Origin of the sequence: Pseudoalteromonas sp. SCQQ13 (assembly GCF_015864415.1) — a bacterium.
In the GTDB taxonomy this organism is placed as follows: Bacteria; Pseudomonadota; Gammaproteobacteria; order Enterobacterales; family Alteromonadaceae; genus Pseudoalteromonas; species Pseudoalteromonas nigrifaciens.
The window spans coordinates 87,586-109,357 of record NZ_JADYXG010000011.1; the positions used below are offsets into that span (position 1 = coordinate 87,586).

Annotated in this window: 18 protein-coding genes and 1 tRNA gene; 4 read left to right on the forward strand and 15 right to left on the reverse strand. The window is 39.5% G+C overall.

Annotated elements, in window-relative coordinates:
* The first annotated feature begins 1 nt into the window (after nt 1).
* Entirely contained in the window at nt 2-2,368 is a 2,367-nt protein-coding gene (locus I6F41_RS10685; RefSeq protein WP_182683309.1) for a TonB-dependent receptor, read from the forward strand.
* 230 nt (nt 2,369-2,598) lie between these two features.
* Here the strand turns inward: I6F41_RS10685 and I6F41_RS10690 are convergent, their stop codons facing one another.
* The 6 genes from I6F41_RS10690 to I6F41_RS10715 form a co-directional block, all read right to left on the reverse strand.
* Nucleotides 2,599-3,219 (reverse strand): FKBP-type peptidyl-prolyl cis-trans isomerase, encoded by a 621-nt coding sequence (locus I6F41_RS10690; RefSeq protein ID WP_011328094.1) that lies wholly within the window; start codon nt 3,217-3,219, stop codon nt 2,599-2,601.
* 69 nt (nt 3,220-3,288) lie between these two features.
* Nucleotides 3,289-3,675 (reverse strand): hypothetical protein, encoded by a 387-nt coding sequence (locus I6F41_RS10695; RefSeq protein ID WP_011328093.1) that lies wholly within the window; start codon nt 3,673-3,675, stop codon nt 3,289-3,291.
* Between the two features lie 50 nt (nt 3,676-3,725).
* Nucleotides 3,726-3,816: transfer RNA gene (locus I6F41_RS10700), tRNA-Ser, on the reverse strand.
* A 151-nt stretch (nt 3,817-3,967) separates the two neighbouring features.
* Complete coding sequence (locus I6F41_RS10705; protein WP_011328092.1) at nt 3,968-4,345, reverse strand: hypothetical protein; 378 nt, start codon at nt 4,343-4,345, stop codon at nt 3,968-3,970.
* 324 nt (nt 4,346-4,669) lie between these two features.
* On the reverse strand, nt 4,670-5,218 hold the full coding sequence (locus I6F41_RS10710; protein ID WP_182683308.1) for an NAD(P)H nitroreductase: 549 nt from the start codon (nt 5,216-5,218) through the stop codon (nt 4,670-4,672).
* A gap of 220 nt (nt 5,219-5,438) precedes the next feature.
* Complete coding sequence (locus I6F41_RS10715) at nt 5,439-7,400, reverse strand: oxidoreductase (protein WP_182683307.1); 1,962 nt, start codon at nt 7,398-7,400, stop codon at nt 5,439-5,441.
* Between the two features lie 316 nt (nt 7,401-7,716).
* Between I6F41_RS10715 and sppA the strand changes: the two genes are divergently transcribed.
* Both sppA and ansA read left to right on the forward strand, forming a co-directional pair.
* Nucleotides 7,717-9,582 (forward strand): signal peptide peptidase SppA, encoded by a 1,866-nt coding sequence (sppA, locus tag I6F41_RS10720; RefSeq protein WP_182683306.1) that lies wholly within the window; start codon nt 7,717-7,719, stop codon nt 9,580-9,582.
* Between the two features lie 71 nt (nt 9,583-9,653).
* Nucleotides 9,654-10,664 carry an asparaginase gene (ansA, locus tag I6F41_RS10725; protein WP_011328088.1) on the forward strand — a complete coding sequence of 337 codons (1,011 nt, stop codon included), beginning with the start codon at nt 9,654-9,656 and terminating at the stop codon, nt 10,662-10,664.
* An 83-nt stretch (nt 10,665-10,747) separates the two neighbouring features.
* Here ansA and gndA read toward each other — a convergent pair whose 3' ends face one another.
* Complete coding sequence (gene gndA / locus I6F41_RS10730) at nt 10,748-12,121, reverse strand: NADP-dependent phosphogluconate dehydrogenase (protein WP_011328087.1); 1,374 nt, start codon at nt 12,119-12,121, stop codon at nt 10,748-10,750.
* A 337-nt stretch (nt 12,122-12,458) separates the two neighbouring features.
* Between gndA and pyk the strand changes: the two genes are divergently transcribed.
* Nucleotides 12,459-13,895, forward strand: coding sequence for a pyruvate kinase (gene pyk / locus I6F41_RS10735; protein WP_011328086.1), 1,437 nt, complete (start codon nt 12,459-12,461; stop codon nt 13,893-13,895).
* 81 nt (nt 13,896-13,976) lie between these two features.
* Here pyk and I6F41_RS10740 read toward each other — a convergent pair whose 3' ends face one another.
* From I6F41_RS10740 to rpmI, 8 genes are all read right to left on the reverse strand, one after another.
* Nucleotides 13,977-14,801 carry a LytR/AlgR family response regulator transcription factor gene (locus I6F41_RS10740; protein WP_089368227.1) on the reverse strand — a complete coding sequence of 275 codons (825 nt, stop codon included), beginning with the start codon at nt 14,799-14,801 and terminating at the stop codon, nt 13,977-13,979.
* On the reverse strand, nt 14,801-15,871 hold the full coding sequence (locus I6F41_RS10745; RefSeq protein ID WP_011328084.1) for a sensor histidine kinase: 1,071 nt from the start codon (nt 15,869-15,871) through the stop codon (nt 14,801-14,803). Before I6F41_RS10745 ends, I6F41_RS10740 begins: the two co-directional genes overlap by 1 nt.
* 195 nt (nt 15,872-16,066) lie before the next feature.
* A complete protein-coding gene (locus I6F41_RS10750; protein WP_011328083.1) occupies nt 16,067-17,623 on the reverse strand; it encodes a SulP family inorganic anion transporter in 1,557 nt (518 codons plus the stop codon).
* Nucleotides 17,624-17,756: 133 nt separating this feature from the next.
* Nucleotides 17,757-18,215 (reverse strand): Lrp/AsnC family transcriptional regulator, encoded by a 459-nt coding sequence (locus I6F41_RS10755; protein WP_011328082.1) that lies wholly within the window; start codon nt 18,213-18,215, stop codon nt 17,757-17,759.
* Nucleotides 18,216-18,309: 94 nt separating this feature from the next.
* The gene (locus tag I6F41_RS10760) at nt 18,310-18,951 is read right to left on the reverse strand and encodes an MBL fold metallo-hydrolase (RefSeq protein WP_011328081.1); all 642 of its coding nucleotides are present in this window, start codon (nt 18,949-18,951) and stop codon (nt 18,310-18,312) included.
* 1 nt (nt 18,952) lies between these two features.
* Nucleotides 18,953-20,770, reverse strand: a complete 1,818-nt coding sequence (locus I6F41_RS10765; protein ID WP_086996030.1) for a M14 family metallopeptidase — start codon at nt 20,768-20,770, stop codon at nt 18,953-18,955.
* Nucleotides 20,771-21,043: 273 nt separating this feature from the next.
* A complete protein-coding gene (gene rplT / locus I6F41_RS10770; RefSeq protein ID WP_011328079.1) occupies nt 21,044-21,406 on the reverse strand; it encodes a 50S ribosomal protein L20 in 363 nt (120 codons plus the stop codon).
* Nucleotides 21,407-21,421: 15 nt separating this feature from the next.
* On the reverse strand, nt 21,422-21,622 hold the full coding sequence (gene rpmI, locus I6F41_RS10775) for a 50S ribosomal protein L35 (protein WP_004587840.1): 201 nt from the start codon (nt 21,620-21,622) through the stop codon (nt 21,422-21,424).
* Nucleotides 21,623-21,772 lie beyond the last annotated feature (150 nt).

Consider the following 21,772-nt stretch of genomic DNA (forward strand, 5'->3'; position numbering starts at 1 on the left):
CATGACTAAGCTAACATTAATTTCTTCTGCAATTTTTTCTGTTTTATGCTCTCACTCTGCACTTGCTGCCACTGTTAATGGCAAAGTAACAGATGAAAAAAATCAACCTATTGAAAACGCCACTATTCATGTACACGGTAAATCTCAAAGCGTTAAAACCAACAAGCTTGGCGAGTTTGCCATTGAGCTTGATGCGAGCGGCCAGCTGCATATTAGCAAAGATAACTATAGCGATTCACGCATTACGGTAACCGAGTCATCAAACAATATTGCAATTGCTTTAAAGCCAACCTCTATTGAAACTGTAGTTGTGTTTGCATCGGCCTTGCACAAAAGTAGCTTAGAAATGATTTCTCCGGTAAATGTACTCTCTGGTGATGAGCTAAGAAACAAGTCAAAGCCAACGCTTGGCGAAACCCTAAAAGGCTTACCGGGAGTTAACGCGAGTTATTTTGGCCCTGTTTCATCAAGCCCAATTATTCGTGGCTTAGATGGCCCTCGGGTTAAAATTATGCAAAATGGCTTAGACAGCAGTGATGCATCGCGTATTGGCCCTGATCATGCTACTTCTAGCGACAGCTTAGCTGCTGAACAAATAGAAGTACTACGTGGCCCAAGTACCCTACTGTATGGCTCTGGTGCTATTGGTGGTGTGGTAAACGTAGTTGATAACCGCATTCCTACGAGTAATATAGATGAATTAACCGGTGCAGTAGAATACAGTCACGATTCGGTATCCAACGCGAATACCTACGCTGCAAAGTTAGAGACGGGTTATAATAATTTTAACTTTCATTTTGATGGCACTAAACGCAGCGGCGATGACTATCAAACACCACGATTTAACCAGCTTCACGAAGATGGTGATGTTGAAAGTAAAGATTCTGTAGAAAACACCTTTATCGACAGTGAAACCGTTAACTTTGGTACTAGCTACGTAGGTGAGCATTTAACGGTTGGGTTTTCTTACGGTAAAATAAAAACGGATTATGGTATTCCAGGTCATGAGCATGATCACGGACATGAACATGATCATGCAGCCGACGGCGATGCCCATAGTGATGAAGCACATGAAGAAACACCTGTTTTTGCCCAGTTAGAGCAAGATCGCTGGCAAGGTCTATTAAGCTATGCGCTACATAATAATTGGATTGAAACCATTAATTTGCGCTTAGGCTATACAGATTACTTACACAGTGAAATTGAAAATGGTGAAATAGGCACTACATTTAAAAACAAAACCACTGAAGCACGCTTAAACGTAGAGCATAAGTTTGCCAATTGGCATGGCATGGTGGGTTATCACTACAGTGATTCTGATTATGATGCCAACGGCGAAGAAGCATTTACGCCAGCCAGTGTAACGACCACTAATGCTTTATATTTATTAGAAGAACGTGAGTTTGGTGATGTAACTATTGAGTTAGGTGCGCGAGTTGAAGACTATAAAATAAAAAGCCAAATAGCAACGCATCAGCATAGCCATGATGACACGCAAACAAGCAATGCTGAAGTACTTGACTACACTAAAAGCTTTACTAACCTTAGCGCTTCAATGGGTGCTATTTGGCAATATACCCCTGGATATAGTATGGCAATGAGTCTTTCACACTCAGAACGTGCCCCGCTCTCTGCAGAGCTATTATCTAATGGCTTACACATTGCAACTGGTACCTATGAGCTTGGCCTAGGCTATCATATTGAAGACGGTGAAGCGCATTTTGAACCCGAGAATATCAAACAAGAAACCTCAACCAATATTGATTTAGGTTTTAGACGCTTTAGCGGTGACTTTGGTTACTCTGTAAACTTTTTTTATAATGATATTAAAAACTTTTACTTTCAAGAAAATACTGGCTTAGTATTTGATGAAGAACATGGTTTAGAAGCGGCTGATAACGGCCACGACCATGGTGTGGCGGTGTATCAGTTTACCAGTAAAGACGCCGAGCTGTATGGCTTAGAGTTTGATGCGCATTATAAAGTTAACGCAAGCACCTTGGTTAAAGTATTTGGTGACTCTACGCGAGCAAAACTCAAGCAAGACGATGAAAACTTACCTCGTATCCCTGCTAATAAATTAGGCTCTGAGTTGCAATACAACTTAGGTAATTGGCAATTCGCATTAACCGGTACCCATTATTTTTCACAAACCGATATTACCGCCTATGAGACTAAAACCGATGGTTATACTTTATTTGATGCACAAGCTAACTATCAGCTAGATTTAGGTAACCTTGATACACAACTGTATATCAACGTTGATAATATTACTGATGAGCTTGGCTTTGTACATAGCTCATTTATTAAAGACACCGCCCCATTACCAGGTAGAAGCTTCCGCTTTGGTATTCGCGGCTACTTTTAACAATATACTTTAATTACCGCTAATCATTAATAAGCCCCTTGCTATGCTGGGGCATATTTATTGCTTGCTAAAGTGCAGTGTTTTATATCCTATTTATACATATCTCACTTTAAATACTTTTCACAAAAAGAAATAAATGAGCAATAGAAAAAGTTAAATATACCGGTAAGACACAAAAAAACCGCATTCAATTTAATGAATGCGGTTTTTTATTTATTGCTTAAGAATACTTAAGCAATAATTTCGTGTAACTCAACATCAAATACTAGTGTTGAGTAAGGTGCGATTGCAGCACCGGCACCACGTTCACCATAAGCAAGGTCATGAGGAACGTAAAGACGCCATTTAGTACCCGCTGGCATCATTTGTAATGCTTCAGTCCAGCCTTTGATCACGCCACCTACTGGGAATTCAGCAGGTTGACCGCGCTCGTATGAGCTATCAAAAACAGTACCGTTAATTAATGTACCGTGGTAATCAACACGTACTGTAGACTCAGCTGTTGGCTTGTCGCCTTCACCTGTAGTAATTACTTCGTATTGAAGACCTGATTCAGTCACTGTGATTTCAGGACGTTTTGCATTTTCTTCTAGAAATGCAATGCCTTCAGCAGCAAGTACTTGTGATTCTTGCTCGCGACGAGCTTGAATTTCTTCATTGATTTTTTCAAAAGCAGCTTGGATCTCAGGGATCTCAACTTGAAAAGCGCTACCTGCGTACGCATCTTTCATGCCTTCAAACACTGAATTTAGGTTTAAGCCTTCAAAAGGATTAGACTTAAGTTGCTCACCCATTTGTAAGCCAATACCGTAACTTGCTTTTTCAGCATCTGTAGTAAAATTATCTGACATAATGTGTTTTTCACGTTTTGTTAGTTAAAAGACGCGACTATGCTATCACAAAATAAACCCGCTTTGGGGCTAGTTTTTGCTGTGTTTTACTTTAATTAGGCCAACAATATAGGTACTCACTGGTAAACTGCATAAAATTCCAGCAAGTAGCGCTAAAGTGAGTAATCCACTAGCACCAAATAATAAAAATGGAATTACCACAAGCCCAACTAAACCTATAAATACTGAGCCAATAACTGGCCAAAATTTATCGTATTTAGTAATTAAATGAGCCACTAAAATATTAAAACCGAGGGCATAAACAAAGGCGGTAATAACAGGGTTATTTGGTTGCGCATCAAGCGCCATTTTGACTAATAAACTTATTGCACTTTGATAACAATAAGCAAACACAATCCATAATAAAACGTGTTTAATTAATTGCTGTGAGGTTGAAAGGTTAGTTGATTTTGACATACAAGTTCCACAAAGCAAAAAACCGCCAATAAGGCGGTTTTTTTAAATAATGGTGGAGAGATAGGGATTTGAACCCTAGATGGGCTATAAACCCATGCCGGTTTTCAAGACCGGTGCATTCGACCACTCTGCCATCTCTCCGCACGGCGCGAATAATAGGGGTAAATGACAAACTTGTAAAGGCTTAAAAGCATAAAATCGTTAAAAATAATTTTATGCTTAAAATTAAAGCAATGTATTTAAATACCAATTATTAATTTAGCAACAGCTAAATTTAACAAAGGAGTTTATTTTAGTAATATTGCTTTGGTCTGCGTGCAATCCAAGAACAAAGCAAACACACAAATAAACTTAAAGTTAAAAATGTTGCACTTTGAAATATTAAATCAAATCGATTTAAATCATCACTAGGCACTACTACAACCAAAAATGCAGGCAATACGGTGAGCAATAACACATAACAACATATTTTAAATGCACGACCAAAGTCATAGCGTTTAGATTGTTGCATCCACCAGGTTAAAACAACTAACACACCCATTGATGAGGCAACAATAAAATGTGCTTTACTGGTACTCATTGCAACATAAAGGGTTATAAAAGCACCTATGGCGCCCCAAAAAGACCAGGCTAGCCAACTTTCTTTTTCACGTAAAAATAAATTTCCCATTAATTTCGTCTTCTTTATCTTTGTTTTTATTAAGACTTTCCATACTTTATCAAAAAACAATCGATTAAAAAACAAACTGCAGAAGGAGTTTTATAGATTACGCATCCTAGCACTTCTCACAGCTAAACTACTTAACCTGAACTCTGGTTAAGGTATTTACTAACACATTTAATAATAATGATATTTAAACTTATTTTCTCTAGCGTTGAAAATAGCTGCTAGAGATAGATTTATTATAAAGAGTTCTGGTCACTTACACATCCACTCTAACATACAAGCGTTAATGGTGTATGAGTATAAGTAGGGCAAAAAGTTCATCTTATTTTATAAGTAGCTGAAAAAATCAACAGTTTTATGACGAGGCGACTTTTTACAATCAACAGCCGGTGTGCCTAAATACAAATAGCCCACTATTTCGTCTTGCTCATTTAATTTTAATGCCTGTTTAACTGCAGGGCTTTGCGCAAAAAAACCAGTTCGCCAAATACCACTAAGCCCTTGTGCAAAAGCCGCTTGTTGCATAGCAAATACGCTACACCCTGCGCTTTGTATTTGCTCAATTCGCGGAACTTTTGGGTGTTCTTGATACTTTGCTATAGCAATAATAATCATAGGCGCGCGCAACGGGTGCTCTTTAGTGCGCTCAATCATTTTTTCGGCTTGTTGCTCTGCAATTGCACTTTGCTGAAAAATGTCGCCTAATTTATGGCGCGCATCGCCTTGTACAACAATAAATTGCCAAGGTGCAATACAACCATGGTCGGGAACACGTAGCGCGGCTTGCTGGATCACCGCGAGTTGTTCTTCATTTGGGCCTGGCTCTGTTAATTTGGCGTCAGATTGACGGGTCAATAATAATTCAATCGCGTTCATAACCATCTCTCAAAATAAAAGCTAGCATAGCATTGATTTAACATAGAAAAATAAAGCGCTGTAATATCAGTGCTTATTTTAGCGAGAATAATAGATAAACAGCCTAAGCTGTATATTAACAGGCGGGATAAACTTATACCCCGCCTAAATAGCGGGGTATAGTATGCAGTAGCCAATTGGTTATAACAAGTTAGACTAGCCTATTGGCTAAGCCAAAATGTTATATTTCTCTGGCAATTTGCAGCGCTTCATAAATAGCACGTTTAGCATCAATTGCGGTGGCAAGCTTAGCGCCCCCAATAACATGCACTTTGGCGTTGTCGCTTTGCTTTGCCAATACTTCATTATTAGAAACCTGACCAATACAGGCAATCACAGTATCTACAGCTAATACTTGCTTATCTCCTGCAACTGTAATGGTTAAACCATTTTTATCAAAACTATGATACTGACAATCAGCAATTTGTTTAACGCTATGTTGCTTAGCTACTTGGCGATGGATCCAGCCTGTTGTTTTACCCAAATCACTACCAAAGCGACCTGCACTGCGTTTTAGCATGTACAGTTGGCGAGCATCTTTATGGGGTTTAGGTTCGCACTCAATACCCCACTGGCTTTTAAAGTCACTAATACTTTGCGACTTTTGCTCGCTTAAAAAAGCCACCATATCAAACCCGATTCCACCGGCGCCTAATATAGCAATTGACTTACCTAACTCTACTTCACCACGAATAACTTCATCGTAGGCAAATACGCGTTTACCATCACTGCATTCAATACTTGCCTCACGCGGCCTTACCCCTGTGGCAAATACAATGTCATCATAGTGTGCAAGCATGCTGTCGTTGTATGCTTTACCTAACTCAACCGTTACGTTTAAACGTTCAAGCTCATTAGTGTAATACGCTAAGGTATGATTAAAGTCTTCTTTCCCAGGTATTTGCATGGCTAAATTGAATTGCCCACCCATTTGCATTTTTTGATCTATCAGCGTTACTGTATGGCCTTTTTCTGCCAAATAACAACTTGATGATAAACCCGCAGGCCCTGCACCAACTACTAATACCTTTTTAGCTTTAGTCGTTTTTTCTAGTGGGTAGTCGAGTTCAAAAGCCGCTTGTGGGTTAACTAAACAAGTAGCACGTTTGCCTTTAAATACGTGATCCAGACACCCTTGGTTACACCCTATACAAATATTAATATGCTTTGATAACTGATTATTATATTTATTAAAAAACTCCGGATCAGCCAGTAATGGCCGCGCCATCGAAATTAAGTCGGCATCGCCTGCGTTTAGTATTTCGTTAGCTATTTCTGGGGTGTTAATACGGTTTACCGCGATAACGGGTACTTTAATTACATCTTTTAAGCGTTTTGATGCTTCTTTAAACGCCCCAGGCGGAACCATACTTGCAATTGTAGGAACTCGCGCTTCGTGCCACCCTATTCCTGTATTAAAAATATCAACACCCGCTTTTTCAAGTTCAAGCGCTTGAATAGTTACTTCTTCAGGGGTAGAACCATTAGGAATTAAATCCATTACCGACAGTCTAAAAATAATTAAAAACTGCTCCGATACCTTAGCCCTAACCGCTTTAACTATTTCAACGGCTAAACGCATTCTATTTTCTAAACTGCCACCAAACTCATCATCTCGTTTATTCGTATGCGGTGCCATAAACTCATTAATTAAATACCCTTCAGAGCCCATTACTTCTACGCCATCGTAGCCTGCTTTTTCAGCCATGTAGGCTGAATGTGCAAAGTCTTTAATAGTTTTTTTAATTGAGCTTAACGACATTGCCTTTGGCTTATAAGGACTTATAGGTGCTTTAATTGCGCTCGGAGCTTGATTAAAAGGGTGATACGCATAACGCCCGGCATGAAGTAGTTGCAAACATATTTTACCACCATGCTTGTGTACTGCATTGGTGTAAGCACGATGTTTAAAAACATCGTAATAGCTATTAAAGGATGACGAAATAGGCGTTAATTTACCGCGTAAATTTGGGCTATAGCCCCCGGTAATTAACATGGCAGTACCACCTTTAGCACGTGCTTCGTAAAAAGCACGTAGGCGTTTGCGGTTATGCCAACCTTCTTCAAGACCGGTGTGCATTGAGCCCATTACTAAGCGGTTACGTAATTGTGTGTGTTTTAATTGTAATTGTTGTTCTAACATCCTGTGCCCCATTAACTGGTCTAACCTGTGTGCATTGATCAATTCTGCTTTAATACCGACCAATAAGCAATATCTGAACTTAGTATTTTAATAAACTGTTGCACATTAGGCTAACAATACCCATTTTTCGGCTATTACAAGCCTACTTTTTTAATTTCAAAAAGTGCAACTGAAGTTTATATTGATAAAAATGTGAATAGCAACAGTGGCATAATTAGCTTTATAAATACTTCGTTACGATTTAGCAGTTAAATTTATTTATATTCTGAGCTAAGATGCTTGTAATGTATTAGTTGTACCAAATTAAGGATCTATTTTGATTGCAAAAGTATTTAAAGGTATTTGGACTGGGATAAATTTTTCTCGTCGTTTAATACTCAACATTTTATTTTTATTACTGGTTATTGTTTTTATTGTGTCTCTTTCAAGTGACGGCGATAAAATAATTGTAGAAAATGGCTCAGTACTTAGACTAAATCTTAACGGCCCTATTGTTGAAGAAAAAACCTATATAGATCCTATTGAAGCAGCAATTAGTGATGCTACTTCAAACGCTGAATCACCGGGTGAAATTTTACTCGATGATATAGTTGAGGTTATTAACGAAGCCGCAAAAGACGACCGCATCAGCATAATACTGTTAGATTTACAAGAAATGCCAAAAGCGCATTTAAATAAATTAAAACAAATTACCAAGGCACTTGAAGCATTTAAACAAACGGGTAAAAAGGTTATTGCCTCTGGTTATTACTACACTCAAGCTCAATACTACATTGCAGCACATGCAGATGAAGTCGCTATGCACCCTTATGGCAGTGTAGCAATTGAAGGCTTTGGTATGTACCCACTGTACTTTAAAGAAGCACTTGAAAAGTTAAAAGTAACGCAGCATATATTCCGTGTTGGTACGTTTAAATCGGCAGTTGAGCCGTTTATTCGCAATGACATGTCGGATGCAGCTAAAGAAGCTAACCGCGTATGGTTAACAGCACTTTGGAATGAATACAAACAAGATGTTGCTGCAGTACGTCCTTTTGATGAATCAAACTTTGACGAAACCATGGATGTATTTTTAGCAAAAATGACAGCTGCAAATGGCGACGCGGGTCAATATGCGCTAGATAATCAATGGGTCGACACATTAAAAACCAATCAACAAGTTCGCCAACAGTTAATTGATTTAGTTGGCGCTGATGAAAAAGGCAAAACTTTTAAACAAGTTTCATTTCGTCAATATTTAAGCCTAGTTAAGCCCCCTGTTGTATTTGATAACCCAATGACAGAAAAAGTCGCGGTAGTTGTTGCTAGAGGTACAATTGTAGATGGTGAGCGCAAAGCCGGCGAAATTGGCGGCGACTCTACAGCTGCACTACTGCGTAATGCACGTTTAGATGACAAAGTTAAAGCCGTAGTACTGCGCATTGATTCGGGTGGCGGCAGTATGTTTGCCTCTGAAGTTATTCGCGCTGAGGTGTTAGCACTTAAAGCAGCAGGTAAACCTGTTATTGCTTCAATGAGCTCTGTTGCAGCTTCTGGCGGTTATTGGATTGCTTCAGCAGCGAATGAAATTTGGGCTGCGCCAAGCACAATTACCGGCTCTATTGGCGTATTTGGCACCTTTATGACCTTTGAAAACACCTTATCTAACCTTGGTGTTTACTCGGATGGCGTGGCAACAACCGACATGGCTGGGTTTTCTATTACTCGCCCGCTTGATGACAAAATGGCGCAAGTAATTCAAATGAGTGTTGAGGAGGCCTACGGACGCTTTTTAGATGTGGTTGCAGATGCACGTAACATGACACCTGAGCAAGTTGATAATATTGCGCAAGGCCGTGTATGGATCGCAGCAAAAGCACAAGAGCTAGGCTTAATCGATAAACTAGGTGATAAGCAAGACGCAATTAAAGCGGCAGCAGCACTTGCTAAACTAAATCATTACGATGTTAAAACGATTAAACAAAGCTTGAGCCCGCAACAAAAAATGATTCAAGATATTTTAGGTAATGCGTCGGTTAAATCTATGCTTGGCAGTAACAACGCAACAACCTCGGTTCTTGCAACGCAAGCTAACTTACAAAGTGTGGTTAAGCGTTTAAGTAGTGAAATAGATAACCTTAAAGATTATAACGATCCACAAGGTGTTTATGCGCGCTGTTTAGCTTGCTCTGTCGCACAATAAAAGTGCATCTGCCTTTATAAGCAGCTGTATTTAAAGTTATACTAAGCCCAGTTATTTTACTGGGCTTTTTTATGAAACGTAAACGCATTTACATCGCTTACACTGGCGGTACAATTGGGATGAAAAAATCGAGTCGCGGCTATATTCCTGCAGAAGGGTTCTTAACTCAGACTGTGGTCAATAATGCAGAATTTAACCGTGAAGAAATGCCACTTTTTGATATTCACGAGTATTGCCCTTTAATTGATTCCTCTGATATGACGCCTGCTCACTGGCAGTTAATAGCAGATGATATAAAAAACAAATATCAAGACTATGATGGCTTTGTTGTCCTCCACGGCACCGACACTATGGCGTATACCGCCGCCGCCTTATCTTTTATGTTTGAAAACTTAACTAAGCCTGTAATCGTTACCGGCTCACAAATTCCCTTGTCGCAATTGCGCTCAGACGGGCAAGTGAATTTACTCAATGCTATGTACTTAGCAGCAAACTACCCTATTGCTGAAGTAAGCTTATTTTTTAATAATCAGTTGTTTCGTGGTAATCGAGCCACTAAAGCCCATGCCGATGGATTTGATGCATTTGCCTCACCAAACCTTGAACCTTTAGCGCTTTCAGGTATTAATATTCAACTTATAAAAGGCCAATTAAGCCCCTATGTTGAAAACGATTTACAAGTAACCCCCATTACAACGCAGCCTATTGGTGTGCTGCATTTATATCCGGGTATTAGTACCGAGGTTGTGAAAAGCTTAGTAAACGGTAGCATTAAAGCATTGGTATTATTAAGTTTTGGCGTGGGCAACGCACCACAAGATCCTGAATTTTTAACTATTTTAGAGCAAGCCAGCAAGCGCGGCGTTATTATTATAAATTTAACCCAATGCATAAAAGGTCATGTAAATATGGGCGGCTATGCAACGGGTAACGCGCTCCTTAATATAGGTGTGATCAGTGGTTACGATATGACATTAGAGGCTTGCTTAACTAAGCTGCATTACTTATTAAGTCAAAACCTTGAAGTAGAGACAATTCGCCATTTAATGCAAGACAATTTACGCGGTGAGTTAACCCGTTAATTTAGCGGACTTAAAATTAAAAAAGCACGCTAAATTTAGCGTGCTTTTTTGTCGTTTTAATAATTAACCTGCACTCTGGTTGATTAACGTACTTTCGCGTCAATCTCAACTAGGTCTGTTAAATGACACACTTCACCTGTATGGGTTTTAACCCCATGCTCACCAAAGTAATCACGCTGGGCTTGTACTAAATGCCCATTACTTGGAGTGGTTAATGTAGCAAAGTAAGTTTGCGATGAGCTAAGCACCGGAAACGCTAAGCCTGTCATCATTGCTTGGCCTGTTATTTTACGCAGTGCAAATACTTCTTTATCAAGGGTGTCAATAAATTCAACGCCTTGTGCAACACTATCTAAATAATCAGCACGAATAATACAACCCGCACGCCATGTTTGCAGTGTTTTAGACAAATCTACTTTCCACTGATGCGTACGCGACGCGCCTTTAATTAAAGCCAAACCTTGGCGATAAGCAAGTAAGCTCGCTAAGGTAAATGCATCTTTAAGCTCAACTAAGTCAATTTCAACTTTAGTGGTTGCTCTATCGGCGTAAGTCATCTCTTGTGCAGCAGTTGTGTCATAAACATTCGTTAAATGACGTGCTTGCACTGCAGCTACTAAAGACGGTACTGCAATACCAAGCTCTAATGCATTTTGCGCAGTCCATAAACCTGTACCTTTAGCGCCCACTTTATTATCAATTAAGTCCACAAGTGGTACATTATTTTGATTTTCAAGTGACAATATGTGGCTAGAAATAGACAATAAGTAGCTGTTTAAATGCTCTTGCGACCATTCGTCAAAAATTTCTGCTACTTCTTTAGGTGAACGCCCAGTGCCATGACGCAGCAATTGATACACTTCAGCAATAAGTTGCATTAGCGCATATTCAATGCCGTTATGAACCATTTTTACAAAGTGACCACTGGCTGATTGGCCCACACGAGCGAAACATGATTCACCCTTATAACTTGCAGCAACCTTTGTAAACCATGGCTCGACACGCTCCCAACCACCTTCAGATCCGCTTGCCATCATTGCAGGACCATGACGAGCACCTTCTGCGCCGCCTGAAATCCCCATAGTGGCAAACTCAAATTTATTTTGGTATTTAAGCTTGCGGTTAATACCGTCTTTATAATTACTGTTACCACAGTCAACTATAATATCGCTGCACTGTACGCCAGCTTCTATGAGCTCACTGCATACAGCATCAACCAACTCGCCCGCAGGAACAAGCAACAAAATAGAACGCGGTGCTTCTAAACGTCTAACCATGTCTCCTAAATCAGAAACAATGTGCAGCTTATCAGCTAAACCTTCTGACTTAGCGCAGCTCAATAACTCTTCACCCGCATGGGGGTTTTTGTCATAAGCGACCAGCGTTATGCCCTTTTCAATTAAGTTTAGGGCAAGGTTTTTCCCCATAACGCCTAACCCTACTAATGCAACTTGCATTTAGTGCCCTCCTCGGTAACAACTAATTGGTTAGTTAATTTAAATAAATACTTTGGCACGTGTATTATATCATGAGCAAAAAAATATACTTTTATCACAATGTAATTATATCAAACAACAGCGGACTCAGGGGGAGAAATAGTCGCTAGATTAAAAATTTATAGATCATTGACGCCCCCTGACACCGGTGTCATAATGATCGCACATTCATTTTGTATATAATAGTGGCAATACAATAAAAATTGCCCATAACTAAAACTTTACCTGCTAATGGTAACTGCTTTATAAAACAAAATAACCGTCAATCTGCTTAAAATTAAGCATACAGGAGAATTAAATGCTAAGACGCACAAAAATAGTCGCGACACTAGGGCCTGCTACTGATAGAGATAACAACTTAGAAAAAATTATTTGCGCAGGTGCAAATGTCGTACGTTTAAACTTCTCGCACGGTGTGGCACAAGATCACAAAGACCGCGCCCAAGCGGTACGCGAAATTGCTAAACGCTTAGGTAAACATATTGCTATTCTTGCTGACTTACAAGGCCCTAAAATTCGTGTTTCTACCTTTAAAGAAGGTAAAGTAACCCTTGCTGTTGGTGCCAAATTTACCCTTGATGCAAAAATGGAGTTAGGCGAAGGCGATATTAACGCTGTTGGTATAGATTACAAAGAACTACCTAACGATGTAAGCGCTAATGATTTACTGCTGTTAAACGATGGCCTTATTCAGCTACGCGTTAACGAAGTTGTTGGCCACTTAGTACATTGTACTGTAACTGTTGGCGGTGTTTTATCTAACAATAAAGGGATTAACCGTTTAGGCGGCGGCTTAACTGCGCCGGCATTTACAGAAAAAGACAAAGAAGACCTACTTACAGCTGCAGAAATTGACGTTGACTATATAGCCGTTTCATTCCCACGCAGTGGCGATGATATGCGCTACGTACGCTCACTGGCTGAAGCCGCAGGTTCAAAAGCGCAGTTATTGGCAAAAATTGAACGTGCAGAAGCCGTTGAAACACAAGAAGCCGTTGATGATATTATTCTTGCGTCTGATGCGGTGATGGTTGCCCGCGGTGATTTAGGTGTTGAAATTGGTGATGCCGCGCTAATGGGCAAGCAAAAACTCATTATTCGCCGTGCGCGCTCATTAAACCGTACCGTTATTACTGCGACGCAAATGATGGAGTCGATGATCGACAATCCAATGCCAACACGTGCTGAAGTAATGGATGTTGCCAACGCAGTGCTTGATGGTACTGATGCCGTAATGCTTTCGGCTGAAACAGCCGCGGGGGATTATCCTGAAGAAACCGTTGCAACTATGGCGCGAGTTTGTTTAGGTGCTGAGTCGCAAAAAGAAACGCATGTTTCTAAACATCGTTTAGACAGTCGTTTTTCAAGTAATGCAGAATCTATCGCCCTTTCGGCTATGTATGCAGCAAACCACTTAGATTCAGTAAAAGCAATTGTTACCTTAACTGAATCAGGTAGTACGGCTAAGTTAATGTCGCGTATTAGCTCAGGTTTACCTATTTACTCGTTATCTCGCCATGCCAGTACACTAGGACAAACTGCGCTATACCGTGGTGTTTATCCAGTATTTTTTGATTCTACTAAAACTGAAAAAGACGGCATGGTTAAAGCGGCACTTGCAACACTTGTTGAACAAGGTGCTTTAGAGTCTGGTGATACAGTTATTATTACTCACGGTGACTCTATGGAAACTGTGGGCGCAACTAACACCATGAAAATTGTTACTGTAAGCTAATATTTAATACAGTAACTTAAATACAAAAAGCGAGCTAAGCTCGCTTTTTTTGTATCTACTCTGCAATCACTAACTGAAATATTAACTCGCTAATGCTGCTTTTACTTTATCGCGGTAGCTACGGCTTACTTTAAGCTCTTGACCGTTTTCAAGTACTAATAAATATTCACCACTTACTTGAGTGACCAATTTACTGATTTGTTTAGTATTTACAATTGCACTGCGATGCACGCGTACAAACAACTGCGGATCAAGCTCTTGTTCAAGCTCTTTCATGGTTTTACGTAATATATGCGTTTGCCCATCTTGGCAATGTAGGCACATATAATCACCCGCAGCATCAACCCATTGAATAGTAACAACTGGCACACGAATTATTTCGCCCTGCTCTTTTACGGCAAGCGACTCTGGGTAACGTCTATCCGTTAATGTGTCGCCTGTGGCTAATTTTTTAAGTATTTCTTCGCAATTATTACCTGTGATCCCAGCGACAAAGCTTGCTAGTTTTTTCTTATGGGCGTTGTCTTGCTGCGTTTTTAAATAAGTATGCACTTTTTCTACCGCCTGCTTAAGTCTGTTGTCATCAACGGGTTTTAAAATGTAATCTAAAGCATGTATTTCAAATGCTTTAACTGCAAACTGATCAAAAGCAGTAACAAAAACAATAGCTGGTAATACTCGTGTACTTTCGCTTAACGCGCGTGCAACTTCAAAACCGTTCATACCAGGCATTTGAATATCTAAAAAAATGAGATCTATTTTTTGATTTTTACATATTTCAATCGCATCGGCACCGGAACTACATTGTTTGATCACTTCAATGTCAGCAAACTCTTCAAGCCTTACAGCTAAGCCTCTACGTGCTAATGGCTCATCATCAACTATAAGTGTTTTTATTTTTATCATTACTTTACTGCCTTCTCAAACGGTACTCGCAGATTAACTTTTAACCCACTTGGCGTATTATGCGATAATACAAACGAATAATTATTTTCGTAGAGCGTTTTTAATCTATCCTTGGTATTTGCAACGCCTACACCTTGAGCATTTACCAACTGACCATTAATTAGTTCTGTTCCTGGTCCATTATCACCTACTTCAAGTAATAATTCATTAGCAAACACTTGCGCCTTAATATCTATTACACCGCCCTCTACTAAGTGTGCAATTGCATACTTAATCGCATTTTCTATAATAGGTTGTAAAATCAAGCTCGGCACTAATGCCTGCTTTGCTTGCTCACTAATTTCTATATTTACTTTTAAGCGTTCATCAAACCGCACTCGCTCTATTTCTAAATAAAGCATTAAGGCATGTAACTCTTGCTCTAGCGGCACTTTTTTAATTGGATCTGTATTAAGTGTATAACGTAAAAAGTCGCTTAATTTTGACACCATTAAATTAGCATCTTTGTTCTCTTTTACCAAAATTAATGTAGAAATAGCATTGAGGGTATTAAATAAAAAGTGCGGATTTAACTGATACCTAAGCATTTTTAATTGAGCTTCGTGCGCCATGGTAGTGGCTTTTAGTGCTTTTTGACGCTCACTTTGTAATAGCTGGTAATACTTAACGCCAAAGTATAAACCACTCCAACATAAAATTATGTATACCGAATCTAAGCCTTGCTGCAGGTAGTAAAACCATTCTTCTGGCCGATAGCCATGGCGGTATATTTCCCATAAATTAAATTTTTGTACCACAGCCCATAAAGTCCCCGTAATATAGGACGCGCTAAATACAACCAGCATTAATACCCAAGGTGAAGCATGCCAAATTTTTCGGTAAATATAGCGCAGCGGCACTGTCATTAAACAGCCTGCGTAGGCATTTAATAAAATAACAAATACGTAAATATCGCGCATTTCAAATACTTTAGAGCCGATATAATTTACCAAGGCGTAACCAATCCAGCCTGCTACTTGCAAGAGCCAAAAAAAACGCTGTCTGTTATCAATCAAAGATTGCCAATTCAAAATAAATTATTACCCTATGTATTTGTCACTATTATATCGAGTTATGTAAACGCTTAGCACTACCAACCATCTTGCTTTTTAAGAGCCTTGCCGCAAACAGGTATTGATCGCATCTATAGTTACGCATAAAAAAGCGAAAGGAATAAACCTTTCGCTTTTAACGTATTTATTTACTAAATTATTGCTTAATTTAAATTAAGCAAGCTTATCTGATACCACTTTATAGGTTGGATCTTCAATTACATTAACTTGAACTAAATCGCGTGCTTTATGCAGCAGTTGCGTACAGTCTTTACTTAAGTGTCGTAGGTGTAATTTTTTGCCTGCTTTTTTATATTTATCAGCTAAGCTGTCAATTGCCTCAATGGCACTGTGATCGGCCACACGACTATATTTAAATTCAATAATAATATCGTTAGGATCGTTCTTTACATCGAATAATTCAACAAAGTTTTTAACCGAACCAAAAAACAGCGGTCCATGTAATTCATATACTTTAGCACCTTGTTCATCAATATAGTTGGTTGTGTATATATGCTTTGCATGCTGCCAAGCAAATACCAATGCCGATACAATCACACCCACACACACTGCAATGGCTAAGTCGGTAATAACGGTAACACCCGACACTAATACAATTACAAATGCATCAGACAGTGGTACACGCTTCATCATTTTAAAGCTTGCCCATTCAAAAGTACCCAACACCACCATAAACATCACACCAACCAAAGCAGCCAGTGGGATCATTTCAATTAAACCTGAGGCAAAAATAATAAACGCAAGTAATATTAGCGCAGCACTAATGCCCGATAAACGCGAACGCCCACCTGAGTTAATATTGATCATTGACTGACCTATCATGGCACAACCGCCCATAGCACCAAACATGCCACAGGTAATATTTGCAGCGCCTTGGCCTATACATTCTTTGTTACTATGCCCACGCGTTTCTGTTATTTCGTCAATTAGGCTCAGCGTTAATAAAGACTCAATTAAACCAATTGCCGCTAAAATAAGTGCATAAGGAAAAATAATAATAAAAGTATCTAGGGTAAATGGCACCATAGGAATATGAAATTCAGGTAAACCGCCAGCAATCGTTACCGCTTCATCGCCGGTCATCCCTTTTAGGAAATCAAGTACAGTGTGCGCTTCTAAATCAAAGCCAATAACCAAGGCTGTAACTGTTACAATAGCAACTAACGACGATGGGATTGCTGTAGTTAATTTAGGTAAAAAATGAATAATAGCCATGGTTAGTGCCACTAACCCCAACATAATATACAGAGGATTCCCTGTCATCCATTGCTGACCGCCCATGCCATCGGGAACTTTAAACTGCCCCAACTGAGCTAAGAATATAACGATGGCTAAGCCGTTCACAAAGCCAAGCATTACCGGATGCGGCACCATACGAATAAACTTTCCGAGCTTAAAAACTCCAGCCAGTATTTGCAGTATGCCCATTAGCAGCACAGTGGCAAATAAATATTCAACCCCATGATCAAATACTAAACTTACCATAACAACAGCTAAGGCACCGGTTGCGCCAGAAATCATGCCAGGGCGACCACCGAAAATAGCCGTAATTAAACCAACGATAAACGCGGCATAGAGTCCAACTAAAGGTTCTACATTTGCAACAAAGGCAAACGCAACAGCTTCTGGGACCAAGGCTAATGCCACGGTTAATCCAGATAGGATATCGTTTTTAGCAGAGCTTGGCGCTTTGCTGAGTAAGTTAAACATTGAGTTCCTCAAGTGTTTTCATAGACGGGTAACAAAAAAAAGCGCTGAATTCTATCAAATTAGCGCCCAGTTAACAATTGTCAGTAGGGCATTAACGCTAAGTAATAAGTACTTAGCGTTAATAGATATTTGGTTACAGAGGTAGAGCGGTACTGCGTTTAACGCAAGTCATGGTCACATTAGAATGTACTTCTTGAACGTACTCTAAGCTAAGCAAGTTATCACGTACAAAGTGCTCATAGCCCTCAATACCTTGTGAAATAATACGCAGCATAAAGTCCATGGTGCCTGCCATAGTGTAACATTCCGTTACTTGATCGTAACTCAATATTAGTTTTTCAAATTCAGCAAGATTCTTTTTACCATGATTCGATAAACGCACGTGAGCATAAACCAGCATATCAAAGCCCAGCTTTTTCTCATCTAAAAGTGCAACTTTACTTTTTATGTAACCATCTTGCTCTAGCTTAGCAATACGGCGCCAACAAGGAGATTGCGACAAACCTACTTTATCTGCTATTTCAGCGGTTGATAAACTAGCATCTTGCTGCAAAAGTGCCAAAATTTGGCGATCTACGTGATTTAGAGACATTTTATTTCTTATTTATCAGATAAACTGGCTAAATTATACATGTGTTTTAAAAAACAGTCTGCTTGTTTTTGGCAAAAAAATTATTTACTCAGCATTAACCAAACTGCCCACTTATAAAAGGATTGTTCTGTTTTTCGTAGCCTACGTTCGTATCGCTGCCATGCCCTGCAAGTATGCGGGTATTATCGGGGAGCGTCATTATTTGCGTTTTAATTGAGGTAATTAACTGCTGAGCATCTCCTTTTGGGAAATCCGTGCGCCCTACTGAGCCTTTAAATATTACATCACCCACAATAACACACTGCTGTTGTGGCTGATAAAACACCACATGACCAGGAGTATGCCCAGGGCAATGCCTTACGATAAAGCTCAACTCCCCAACGCGTATTATATCGTCGTGTGCTAGCCACTCATCTGGATAAAAAGCAGTAACCGCTGCAAAACCAAACATTTGTGCTTGCATTGGTAAATTTTCAAACCAAAAGTGCTCATCTTTATGTGGGCCAATTATTTTTACGCTATAGGTATTACGCAAGGCATCAGCCGCACCAACATGATCTAAATGGCCATGCGTTAACCAAATTGCTGTTAACGTTAAATCGTGCTGTTTTAATGCCGCCACAATTTTGTTGTAATCGCCACCAGGGTCTACTACCACAGCTTGTTTGCTTTGCGAGCATGCAATAATGCGACAGTTTTGTGCAAAAGCAGTAACGGGTATTGTAATTATATGCATCTTAAATTTCTTTATCTTTTTGCTCAGCAAGTACAATGTCTTCTTCAAAAGACATTAATATTGGATATTTTAAATAAGCTTGATCGTAAAATGGGCTCTGCTCATATAACCAATTTAAGCGCGCATCGGCATCTTTGGCAAATACCTTATCGTCATTAATCTTTTTATCGAACGCGAGCGCTAATTTAGGATTATTTTTGAGCATTTGGCGGGCATAAGGAATTAATGCATAGTTTTCCATGTACTCAGTACGCTGAAAAATAGTATTAAATTCGCCCCACGCAAAAAATGAGTCAGGCGCTTCGGGGTGTAATAAATGCACCGCCAACTCGCCTGCTTTTTGCTGCGTGTTCACTTGATACCAGCCATTTAAATCAACATTAATTGCAGCAACATAATCAAAGTTTGCCGAGACTCTAAATCGCCCTTCAAAGGGGGCTTTATCAAAAGTGTAATCTTTTACTTTCGCTACTTTTAATGGTTGAGTATTTACCCCCTCAAGCTGAGTAAGCTCCACACCATGCAATTTAAGTTTTGCTACAAGGTCGCTATACACTGGCGGAATAAAGAATGCTTTAGGTACTTCAACTGTATGCAGCACCTCTTTTTGCCAATAAATAGGAAGATTAGTGTAGTCTTGCTTATTACCTAAATATTTAACTTCTACTTGCCCAGAAAGTGCATTTTGTTCTCGCGCGTAACTTATGCCTTTAAATTCTATTTCGTTTGCTTGCTCAGCATAGCCGCGCTTAACACTAAGTTGCTTAGGAATAAATGCTTGCTCTTTTTTTACCGCAGCTAATAATTCATTACTATGCTCAGCAAGCGCACTTATTGCGCCATCTAAAAACACATACGTCCCCAAAACTCGTTGTTTATAGGGTTTTAATGAATGGTTTTCAACGAGAATGGTCGGTAATGACTTTAAGTCTCCCCAGCCGTTAGAGTATCTTGGCGTAGCCACCCAACCCGCTAGGCCACTTTTAAACTCGCGCTTGTCCATAACAAATACCAGTGGTCCTGGTATATGTCCTTGCGATACCAGCTTTTCATCTATTAAAGGTTTAAAAAGTTGATTGAGTGTATCTGATACCGCCGGCGACTCGCTAGCAAACACCGGATTGTAGCCATAGGTTACATCGTATTGATAATCTGCACCGTCGGTTACATGTACATCAATATACAAATTAGGGTTGTAGTCGTTAATTACTTTTAAAACACTTTTAATTTCTGGTGTATCGAGTTTAGTAAAATCACGATTTAAATTTAGATTATTGCCATTGGTTCTAAAGCCCATTTTTACCGGACCGCGCTGATTAATACGGTTAAATGCACTACTGCGCTCGTGGCCATCTACGTTTAAAATAGGAATAAATAAAATATTAACGTTTTTTAATATATCGCGGCGCTTACCTGTTGCTATATCTCTGAGCAACATAAACATGGCATCTTTACCGTCAATTTCTCCGCCATGAATACCGGCTTGAACAAAAATGGTTGGTTTAGTATCGTTTGCTATTTGACTGGCTTGAAAATACCCTTGCTCGCTGGCAATCAACATTTTTATAGCCCGTTGGCTATTGCTGTAACCAATTGTTTGAGCTTTAAATTGCGTTGGGTTCGCAGCAACCAGTCTGTCTACAAAAGCCATCGTCTCGGCATAACTTGGTGATGCTTCACCAGAGGAAAGTTCAAAGTCAGTGGTCAGTGGACCTGCTTTTTGCATTAGGGATATGCTTTGCCCTTGCCATGGCAACAAAGGAGGTAAATGGCTGTCATACGCCACACTAGCTGATAAAACCAATAAACTTGCAAACATAAAATTCTCTAACAAACGCCTTAATTAAATAAATTATATCAATTAAACATTTTTATATGATGAAAGTGCGGTGATTCAACAAAAAAAAGCAGCCAATAACATTTAGCACTTTGTTTGTGTTTAGCGAATTATTAAGGGGAACAATAAATTTACTAAAATTCAATATACTATGCAGTTTATACTAATGATAAAAGCAAACTGCGGAATAATTACTATACGCCGAACACAAAAAAAGGAGCCATAGGCTCCTTTTTAATACTTATATAAAAAAGCTTAAGCGGCCGCTAGGCCTTCTTTTGCTTTTTCAACAAGCGCTGCGAATGCAACTTGGTCATAAACAGCGATATCTGCAAGGATCTTACGATCGATTTCTACAGATGTCTTTTTAAGACCACTGATAAAACGGCTGTAAGACAGACCATTTTGACGTGAAGCAGCATTGATACGTGCAATCCATAATTGACGGAAAGTACGTTTCTTCGCACGACGGTCACGGTAAGCGTATTGACCCGCTTTAGTAACAGCCTGGAAAGCTACACGGTAAACACGTGAACGTGCTCCGTAATAACCTTTTGCTTGTTTTAAAACTTTTTTGTGACGTGCACGTGCGACAACGCCGCGTTTAACTCTTGCCATTTCTAAAAACCCCTATTAAGCGAACGGTAACATACGTGAAACTAGACCATGGTCATTTTTATGAACCATCATCTTAGGACGTAGGTGTAACTTACGCTTAGAAGTTTTCTTAGTCAGAATATGACGAAGATGCGCTTGTTTACGCTTGAAACCGCCAGAAGCAGTCTTTTTGAAACGCTTAGCTGCGCCTCTGTGACTTTTTAGCTTATAAGCCATTGCAATAACTCCAAATTGTATTGCATTTAAATTAGTAAGCAGGCGTGAGATATATTGCTATAGCTCCACTTTCAGGCCTAACTTACTGCCATGTTCCGGTGAAAACCCAGCATAAATGCTGCAATCTTACTTTAAAACCGGTTAACTCAG

Excerpts from the sequence above, each read along its gene's own strand:
- I6F41_RS10685 (WP_182683309.1), top strand. The coding sequence starts at position 2 with ATGACTAAGCTAACATTAATTTCTTCTGCAATTTTTTCTGTTTTATGC.
- I6F41_RS10690 (WP_011328094.1), bottom strand. The coding sequence starts at position 3,219 with ATGTCAGATAATTTTACTACAGATGCTGAAAAAGCAAGTTACGGTATT.
- I6F41_RS10695 (WP_011328093.1), bottom strand. The coding sequence starts at position 3,675 with ATGTCAAAATCAACTAACCTTTCAACCTCACAGCAATTAATTAAACAC.
- I6F41_RS10705 (WP_011328092.1), bottom strand. The coding sequence starts at position 4,345 with ATGGGAAATTTATTTTTACGTGAAAAAGAAAGTTGGCTAGCCTGGTCT.
- I6F41_RS10710 (WP_182683308.1), bottom strand. The coding sequence starts at position 5,218 with ATGAACGCGATTGAATTATTATTGACCCGTCAATCTGACGCCAAATTA.
- I6F41_RS10715 (WP_182683307.1), bottom strand. The coding sequence starts at position 7,400 with ATGTTAGAACAACAATTACAATTAAAACACACACAATTACGTAACCGC.
- ansA (WP_011328088.1), top strand. The coding sequence starts at position 9,654 with ATGAAACGTAAACGCATTTACATCGCTTACACTGGCGGTACAATTGGG.
- gndA (WP_011328087.1), bottom strand. The coding sequence starts at position 12,121 with ATGCAAGTTGCATTAGTAGGGTTAGGCGTTATGGGGAAAAACCTTGCC.
- pyk (WP_011328086.1), top strand. The coding sequence starts at position 12,459 with ATGCTAAGACGCACAAAAATAGTCGCGACACTAGGGCCTGCTACTGAT.
- I6F41_RS10740 (WP_089368227.1), bottom strand. The coding sequence starts at position 14,801 with ATGATAAAAATAAAAACACTTATAGTTGATGATGAGCCATTAGCACGT.
- I6F41_RS10750 (WP_011328083.1), bottom strand. The coding sequence starts at position 17,623 with ATGTTTAACTTACTCAGCAAAGCGCCAAGCTCTGCTAAAAACGATATC.
- I6F41_RS10755 (WP_011328082.1), bottom strand. The coding sequence starts at position 18,215 with ATGTCTCTAAATCACGTAGATCGCCAAATTTTGGCACTTTTGCAGCAA.
- I6F41_RS10760 (WP_011328081.1), bottom strand. The coding sequence starts at position 18,951 with ATGCATATAATTACAATACCCGTTACTGCTTTTGCACAAAACTGTCGC.
- I6F41_RS10765 (WP_086996030.1), bottom strand. The coding sequence starts at position 20,770 with ATGTTTGCAAGTTTATTGGTTTTATCAGCTAGTGTGGCGTATGACAGC.
- rplT (WP_011328079.1), bottom strand. The coding sequence starts at position 21,406 with ATGGCAAGAGTTAAACGCGGCGTTGTCGCACGTGCACGTCACAAAAAA.
- rpmI (WP_004587840.1), bottom strand. The coding sequence starts at position 21,622 with ATGGCTTATAAGCTAAAAAGTCACAGAGGCGCAGCTAAGCGTTTCAAA.